This window comes from Shewanella sp. SR44-4 (genome assembly GCF_014163715.1).
Lineage (GTDB): Bacteria > Pseudomonadota > Gammaproteobacteria > Enterobacterales > Shewanellaceae > Shewanella.
Genome location: NZ_JACJDU010000088.1, coordinates 1 through 5647, shown reverse-complemented (window position 1 = coordinate 5647; position 5647 = coordinate 1). Strand labels below are relative to the sequence as shown.

The 5647-nt window shown below is 37.7% G+C and carries 5 protein-coding genes; all 5 read left to right on the top strand.

From position 1 onward, the window contains the following. The first annotated feature begins 167 nt into the window (after positions 1–167). The 5 genes from H5125_RS22390 (at position 168) to H5125_RS21245 (ending at position 5487) form a co-directional block, all read left to right on the top strand. Positions 168–1988 (top strand): RHS repeat-associated core domain-containing protein, encoded by a 1821-nt coding sequence (locus tag H5125_RS22390; RefSeq protein ID WP_182745406.1) that lies wholly within the window; start codon positions 168–170, stop codon positions 1986–1988. After that, positions 1988–2839: an immunity 49 family protein gene (locus H5125_RS21260; protein WP_182745404.1), complete on the top strand. Its 852-nt coding sequence runs from the start codon at positions 1988–1990 to the stop codon at positions 2837–2839. The genes H5125_RS22390 and H5125_RS21260 overlap by 1 nt, the downstream gene beginning before the upstream one ends. A 72-nt stretch (positions 2840–2911) precedes the next feature. Beyond that, on the top strand, positions 2912–3403 hold the full coding sequence (locus H5125_RS21255; RefSeq protein ID WP_182745401.1) for a DUF6795 domain-containing protein: 492 nt from the start codon (positions 2912–2914) through the stop codon (positions 3401–3403). A gap of 31 nt (positions 3404–3434) precedes the next feature. Continuing rightward, on the top strand, positions 3435–4589 hold the full coding sequence (locus H5125_RS21250; RefSeq protein ID WP_182745399.1) for a lipase family protein: 1155 nt from the start codon (positions 3435–3437) through the stop codon (positions 4587–4589). Between the two features lie 124 nt (positions 4590–4713). After that, positions 4714–5487, top strand: coding sequence for a hypothetical protein (locus H5125_RS21245; RefSeq protein WP_182745397.1), 774 nt, complete (start codon positions 4714–4716; stop codon positions 5485–5487). Positions 5488–5647 lie beyond the last annotated feature (160 nt).

Here is a 5647-nt window from a genome sequence, read left to right as displayed (position 1 = left end):
ATTTGGTATTGAGTCATTAGCTGATTTAAATGTGAGCTTTCAAAAATCGATTGTGACGCATAATCCCCCCTTACGAAGTGTCCTATCGCCAATTGATGAAGATAGATGCGAATAAATAAAGCGAAACACAGTATCAGCTCTTTAAAAAATGAATAACCCCAATATAGATGCGTTACTGGTTAACGCATCTGCTTTTGATTGAAGGTCGTGTTAATGGCTCTGCAGGATTAGAGTGTGCAGAACACATTCAACAGCCAGCGTCATCGGCTTTGTCATCCGATGCAATAAAGCCCAATAAAAACCTTAATGATTTGGTGGTTAACAACGACCGCTTAATGAGTATGGCAGGCATCGATTACCGTTACGACGCCAGTGGCAACCAAATCAGCCAAGTGGGTACGGGCGATAAACAACAGCGTAGCTTTAATGGCTTAAACCAACTGGTGCAAATCAACGTTAATGGCAAGCTGACGCAATACGAATATGATGCCCTAGGCCGTCGCAGTGCAAAAATCACCGAACTCGGTCGCACCGACTTCATTTGGGACAATCATCAGCTTATTGGCGAATGCACTTTAGGTGAATACAGCTGGTATATTTATCAGCCTGATACTTTCACACCTGTAGCACTCATTAAGTCCGGGCAGGTTTATTATTACCATCTAAACCAACTAGGCACACCGATTTGCTTAACGGATGAAAATGCTAAAATCGTCTGGCACAGCCAACAAGACGTGTTTGGTCAGACAATTGAAAGAACATCTATTAAACATAGAGACATTGAATATACAGATTGTAAAGATGCAGCCAAGCAAGACAAGATAACTAACCCAATCCGTTTTCAAGGCCAATACTTTGATGACGAATCAGGGTTACACTACAACCGCTTTCGGTACTACAGCCCACAGCAAGCTAGATTTATACATCAAGACCCTATTGGATTAGTGGGTGGCATAAACCATTATCAATATACGCCTAATCCAGTGAATTGGGTGGATCCATTTGGATTGTTGTGTAAAGAAGGTGTGGAAAAGCTTTCTAAGATGATAGGCGATATTGTTGACCCGGCAACAAAAGCCAAAATATTACAAATTGCTGAAGACAGTTCTTCAGTAGATGCCAGAACAGCCAATATTAAAGTAACAAGACCAAATGGTGAAAATAGACTTGAGCATGAATATAGTATCGAATCTATGGATGTTGATAACGGCAGAATTACTTTAACACGAGAAGTAGGCGATAAAGTGATTGAAACTACGATGACTATAGAACAGTTTGTTGGTGGGCATATTATTGATGGCAAATTGGTCAATGAAGAATGGTCTAGTAAAACAGGAACGTTGACTGAGAATGAATTAAAGCTTAACAAAGCAACTAAGAAGGCAGGCAGTAAACGGACTGTTTCTTCTCTTCCAGTACATTTGAAAGAGCATGTAGACACTCGTGATGAGGAAATGGTCGAGCGAGATAAGCACAAGGCAAAAGCTTCACCAGAAGAAACACAACGTTATAACGACCAAATACCACTGATTAACAATGAATCAGCCAAAATTGGTGAAAAAGCAGCAGATGCAGCAATTGAAATATTGTACCCTGGTTATGCTCGCATTCACCCAACGAGCTTAGATAGTTCCACATCAGTATCGGGTAACTTTGATATGGTTTATAAAAATGCTGATGGTGATGTCATTATTGTTGAAGCTAAAGGTGGCAGTAGCCCATTAGGTAAAAAGAAAATTGGTGATGAATATTATCAGCAAGGCACAACGAAATATGCACAAACCATTACTAAGTCAATGAGGCTCAAAGATCCAGATACTACAGATTGGCAGGCAGCCGACGCATTGAAAGAAGCATCGTTAACGGGAAAGAAAGTACAATATTTACATATTGAAACACCGATTACTAAAACAGCATCGGGTTCCATAGTCGGTGAAGTTAACATATCTGAGTTTGATATAGATCCCAGTAAAATAGTAGGTACATAATGAATATTGAGCGTAAAGTAAAAATAGATTTAGCCAAATTAGACAAACGGTTAGCATCTCCTAGAAGAATGATTGAAATGGCGCCTCAGGTAATCACTATTCGTCGTGATAATCTTATTGCTCTTCCTGATCTATACTTGGAATTATCTCGCTGGCTTACTTGGGAAGAGCAAACCCCCGAGGTTGAGCAAGAATCTGCCACGGGGTTACGTTATGCGTCAAAAATGTACGCCGCGTTCTTAAAACTTGCAGAGCACCCAGAGCAAGAGCAAACCTTTAAAATATATGATTTACCTGAAGTGACATGGAATGGTAAAGGTATGTTAGAAGCTGGTTATGCAGCGCCATCAGAATGGATTGAAGCCTATTTTTTAGCGGTTATAACTCGCGATACTGAAAGTATGGATAGCTTGGCAAATTTCTCTATAGAAACGATGAAACAAAGTGCGACACAAGCAGGCCCCGTTTCTTATAAGTTAGTTGAAGTATTTCAAGCTTATCACCATCATCAAGCCGATTACCCGAAATTGCTAGACGAGTGCATGGGAATGGCTGTTAAGCAAAATGATGATTGGGCGTTATATATTGCTATGGGATATTTAGAAACCTTGGCTTCATTAACGCCATTAACTTTTGATATTGGTTGTGATTTTAATGAAGCACTTGCCAAAAATTTGCAAGCCCAAGAACGCTACCACATTTATGAGTCAGGCCCTGATCATGCACCCATCAATTCATTCTTACCCCTGCAATTATTAGGCATGGCGTGTATGTGGCACGATATGGGTAATGAGGTAACGGTTGAAAGTGACTCTCTGCCACGCTTTTTGATTGAAGGTAAATATTTTTAACGGGTTAAAATGAAGTATCTTCGATAGATGTTTAATTATCGAGAGTATTTTTAATAGGGAGATTTGCTCAACATGTTTGGACTACTAAAAAAATACGACGTACACATGTGCTCAGAAGTTAAAGGACAGGTTTTGTTAAACGGAAAACCTGTTGTTGGCGCCAAAGTGATAAGAGAACTCAGTTATATTCATCAAGTTGAAAACAATGATGAAACGTTAACGGACGAGAGTGGTTGTTTCTTTATGCCAGAAGTCAGTATAAGTTCAAAAAAGCCTGGTGATATGTTTGTCAATGATACTGTAATACAAAAAATTTCGGTATGTAATGAGAGTAGTACTTTTTTATTATGGCATTCACGTTTAGGTGGCATAACAGAGTTTGAAGAAGTTAAAGAGAAATTAACTTCACTTAATTGTGATTTAAATAATAAAGAGGTCTTGTTTACTTTTCCGAATAAAACGAACGAGAACTTAGAGTTTGATGGTGAAAGTATTTGCCGATGGGAAAAAGATTTTGATATTTATGAGTTAAATGATGATGACGAAGATTTTTTTAACTTTTAATTTTTAAAAATATAAACTTCAAAGGAATGAAATGAAAACATTAACACCTACATTGGCATCAAACCTTGCCGAATTTGCTTATGACAGTGAGTATATCAAAAAAGATAATATATCAAAAATAAATACTCCTGCAATGTTGGCGAAGCAATTCTTGTTTAATGCTCAAAAGTCAACGTTACATGGTGTATCAGGGACTACAGCTGAACATATTTTAAACCATACGTCAGGTTTCGGTTTTTTTGGTATAGGTCGTAATGAGGGAATGTATAAAGGAGAGGCAGTACTTGTTTTTCGTGGTACTGCAGGTATGTGTGATGCGCTTACCGATCTCCATTGTGGTGTAACATCTGGCCCAAATAACCAATTAGTTCACTCAGGTTTTAATAGAACATTTAACTCAATGAAACCTCAAATCAAAACTTTACTAGAAAAGCTTGGAAATAAGCCTTTACATTGTGTTGGCCATAGTTTAGGAGGTGCTTTAGCAAACCTTGCTGTAATCTGGATTAGAAAAACGTTTAACATTCCTGTCAAATTATATACTTTTGGGTCACCAAGAGTGGGTTTCGCACCGTATGCGATTCAAGCTGAAACAAGTTTAAGTGGTATTTATCGTGCAGTTCATCGTAGTGACCCTGTGCCTATGGTCCCTGTTTGGCCTTTTGTGCATGCTGGAGATGAATATAGATTAAGCACGTGTGTTTCTTTTGTAGGGGCCTCACACAAAATGAAAGGCAACGCGCCAGGTTATATTAATACAGCTTCTCGATATGCTGATTACAAGCAGATGCAAATGGGGTCAATCTGTAATCTTGAACATGTTCGCTTAAAGTATGAGAAACGTCATTTAGCGTGTTTTAATGCCCACTGGTCAGATAAAATCAGTGCAGGATTAATATGGCTTTTACGTTCAAGTGGTAAATTGACTTCAATACTTGCCCAAGTAGGCGTCAGTTCAACGTTATCCATTTATGATTTGATTGCTCGTTCATTAGTTGAATTATCTCAATTGACTCGTGAATATGCTGAAGATTGTAAAGGATTACTAGGTCATATTTTAACTTTTGTCGGTAAACCTGGCGTTAAGATTGTTGACCTTAGTTATAGTACCGTGAGAAGTATTTTATCTATGCTATTGAGCAGATTAAAATCTGTTGTAGTAGAGGCCGTAGGGTTAGTTTATTAGCTAACAGGTTTTAATTTAATTATATTATTCGGATACTGCTTTCCTTGCAGAAAAATGATGTAGTTTGCTGGTTCTATTATGTAGTTTAAGAGCGTAATCAATATAAATAAGTTATGGAATAACAATGAATAAAATTAACACGGATGTAAATTACAGAAAAATGGCTGGTAATGCTCGTTTGGTTATTATTGCGGAATCTAGCCATAATCCAGCTTCTTACAAATATGAAGCTATGCGTGCACTTAAACAACTTAAAGCGGCTGGTTTTACTCATTTTGCAATGGAGATGTTACCGTTAAAAATAAAAGAGAAAATTGAGTTTTATCAACGTACAGGAAAAGGTTTTGATGCGATAAAACTACACTTTAAAGAAAACTGGAATTGGAATAGTGCTGCTAGTACTGGTTACGGAGAGTTAGTAAAAACAGCAAACTCTGTTGGTTTGAAAATTATCCCATTAGACATGCCGATTGAAATGATGGATCTAATTGATGACCATTGCAATTGGGAGGATGCTGATACTGGTTCTTGCTCTGATTCTCACATACAGCGAAATCAAATGTGGGCAAGTATATTGAAAACGAATTTACAAGTGGATAAAAGCGCTCGAATTGTAGCTTTTATGCACAGGTATCATGCTTTTCATGCAGGGAATAAACATGTTGGAATTGATACATTAATGCTAAGTTTGAATGTTAATAATATTAGCATTATCGACTATGTTGGAGGAATGATATGTTCTGACAACGGTATTTGTGAAGGGCAATCCGATGAAAGTAAATCATTAAAAGATACTTATTTTTACCGAAAAGGCTCATTTATACCTTCGTCGTCGCCATCTTTTACTGTTCATATTCCTCAAAAAAGAGTTACCCCAGAAGGCACTTTGACATGGTGAAAATATTTTTGTTTGCTTTTTTCATTTTTATATCCTTCGCCAACGCAGCGGGTCCGAGGTGGGATGATTCAATTGATATAGATGATCCCAACTTAACAATTAATGTTGCCGCGGAACAATGCCAAAAAAGCTTAATTAATGCTCCTGAAAAGCTGGAACT